This window comes from Streptococcus parasanguinis (assembly GCF_001578955.1).
In the GTDB taxonomy this organism is placed as follows: domain Bacteria; phylum Bacillota; class Bacilli; order Lactobacillales; family Streptococcaceae; genus Streptococcus; species Streptococcus parasanguinis_U.
On the sequence record NZ_KQ969689.1, the window covers coordinates 254,838 to 257,240 of the forward strand.

A 2,403-nucleotide genomic window follows, 5' to 3' on the forward strand; every position below is an offset into this window, starting at 1 on the left:
ACAATCACATCTAGCAGTTCTCGCAACGACGCTTTCAGAAGCTTCCATTGACTACCGTCAGCTTCCTCAGACCGATCAGTTTATCCTGGTTATGGGCAATGAAGGAAATGGCATCAGCCAGGAAATGGCGGCACAAGCAGACCAGCTGGTTCATATTCCCATGCCAGGTCGGGCAGAGAGTTTGAATGTTGCGGTAGCAGCAGGAATTTTGATGTTTTCTTTAAGGAAATTTTGAGAAAAAGCAGTATACTTAACCTGTAAGAAGAAGTTGATGGAGGTCTTATTGGGAGAGCCTATCAACGAAAGGTGGTTATCTTATGCAATATCATCGTGACAAAGAATACATGGCCTATGTGGGCCATCTAATCCAGCATCCTAAGGTTCAAAAATTAGCCGACATTCCCCACCATATTCATTCCAATCGTTTGGAGCATTCCATTCATGTTAGCTATACCAGTTATAAATTGGCAAAAAAATTTGGCTGGGATGCCAAAAGTACGGCTCGGGGCGGGCTCTTACATGACCTCTTTTACTATGATTGGCGCGAGACTAAGTTTACCAAGAGTCACGCCTGGATCCATCCACGCATTGCCGTGAGAAATGCGCGAAAGATTACAGATCTCAATGCCAAGGAAGAAGATATCATCATTAAACACATGTGGGGGGCTACCCTTGCTCCGCCTCGCTACAAAGAATCCTTCGTGGTGACGATGGTGGATAAATACTGGGCTGTTAAGGAAGCTTCAGAACCTTGGCGTAAAAAGATGGCCAAAAGGAGATTTTTTCATCGAAAAATGATAAAATCGTAGTAAACAAATTTGAAAGGAACTTGTTTATATGTATAATGATTCAGTAATCCAAGAACAAAGTGGATTGAATGCTTTTTATAACAAAATCTATTCATTAGTAGGGATCGGTGTAGGGATTTCAGCTCTTGTGTCTGGCCTGATGATGACGGTCTTTCAAGACTTCTTCGTTCAAATCTTAACAACAGCACCAATGGTTTACTACGGAGCAGTCGTTGTAGAATTGATCTTGGTCTTTGTTGCAAGTGGGAAGGCTGTTAAAAATAGCCCGTCTGCTCTTCCTATCTTCTTGATCTACTCAGCTTTGAATGGCTTTACCTTGAGCTTTATCATTGCTCGCTACATGCAAGCGACTGTCTATAAGGCTTTCTTGGTCAGTGCCTTGATGTTTATTGTCATGGGAGCTATCGGCCGTGTCGTGAAAAAAGACCTGTCTGGTATGGGACGTGCCTTAATGGGAGTCTTGATCGGTGTGATCATCGCTTCTGTTGTGAACATGTTCTTGAGAAGTTCTGGAATGGACTATATCTTGAGTATTATCTCTGTCTTCCTCTTTGCAGGATTGACAGCTTGGGATAACCAAAAGATTCGCTATGTCTATGATCAAACAAATGGTCAACCTGCTACAGGCTGGGCAGTAGCGATGGCTTTGGAACTTTATCTTGACTTTATCAACCTCTTTATCAGCCTTCTTCGTATCTTCGGAAGAAACGACTAATCAAAGAGAGATTGAGCTGGGGCAGTTGCCTCGGCTTTTTTTGTCTTCCGACTTGTGCTATACTAATAGTGACTAAAGAATAGAAATGAGAGCTCATGAAAACACCTTTTGTAACCCGTGAACAATTAGAAAGTCTGGCCCAAGAATTCCCTACCCCTTTCCATCTCTATGATGAAGCAGGAATTCGTGAAACGGCTCGTGCCCTCCATCAAGCTTTTGCTTGGAATGAAGGATTTAAGGAATACTTTGCCATCAAGGCGACTCCTAATCCATCGATCCTAAAAATTTTGCAAGAAGAGGGCTGTGGAGTCGACACTGCCAGCTATGTGGAATTGTTAATGGCGGATAAACTAGGCTTTAGTGGAAAAGAAATCATGTTTTCTTCTAACAACACGCCAGCTGATGAATTTGTCTATGCTAGAGAATTAGGGGCAACTATCAATCTGGATGCCTATGAAGACATTGCTTTCTTGAAGTCTGTGACTAGCATCCCCAAGGTCATTTCTTGCCGCTATAATCCTGGTGGAGTTTTTGAACTGGGAACCGATATTATGGACAATCCTGAAGAAGCTAAGTTTGGCATGACCAAGGAGCAATTGATCCAAGCCTTTATCGAGTTGAAAGAACTAGGTGTGGAAGAGTTTGGGATTCACGCTTTATTGGCTTCTAATACAGTATCCAACGACTACTATCCAGAGCTAGCGCGTCAACTTTTTGAATTGGCAGTAGAAGTCGTCGAGAAAACAGGTGTCTACTTGGGCTTCATCAACCTTTCTGGTGGAGTTGGGGTCAATTATAAACCAGAACAAGAACCAAATGATATTGCCATTATTGGGGAGGGCGTGCATCGTGTTTTTGATGAAATTCTCAAACCGGCAG

Annotated in this window: 4 protein-coding genes; all 4 read left to right on the forward strand. The window is 42.8% G+C overall.

The window, feature by feature from the left end; genetic code table 11:
- The coding region (locus tag SPADD19_RS12260) for a TrmH family RNA methyltransferase (protein WP_241496386.1) at positions 1 to 235 on the forward strand (235 nt) is incomplete at its 5' end.
- 82 nt (positions 236 to 317) lie between these two features.
- Positions 318 to 809, forward strand: coding sequence for an HDIG domain-containing metalloprotein (locus SPADD19_RS01185; RefSeq protein ID WP_061454988.1), 492 nt, complete (start codon positions 318 to 320; stop codon positions 807 to 809).
- Between the two features lie 28 nt (positions 810 to 837).
- The gene (locus SPADD19_RS01190) at positions 838 to 1,524 is read left to right on the forward strand and encodes a Bax inhibitor-1/YccA family protein (protein WP_049517790.1); all 687 of its coding nucleotides are present in this window, start codon (positions 838 to 840) and stop codon (positions 1,522 to 1,524) included.
- 95 nt (positions 1,525 to 1,619) lie between these two features.
- Positions 1,620 to 2,403: type III PLP-dependent enzyme domain-containing protein (locus SPADD19_RS12265; protein WP_481906729.1), on the forward strand; the 784-nt coding region annotated here is incomplete at its 3' end.

What these genes read in the sequence shown, in the direction of transcription:
- SPADD19_RS01185 (WP_061454988.1), top strand. Translation starts at nt 318, where the DNA reads ATGCAATATCATCGTGACAAAGAATACATGGCCTATGTGGGCCATCTA.
- SPADD19_RS01190 (WP_049517790.1), top strand. Translation starts at nt 838, where the DNA reads ATGTATAATGATTCAGTAATCCAAGAACAAAGTGGATTGAATGCTTTT.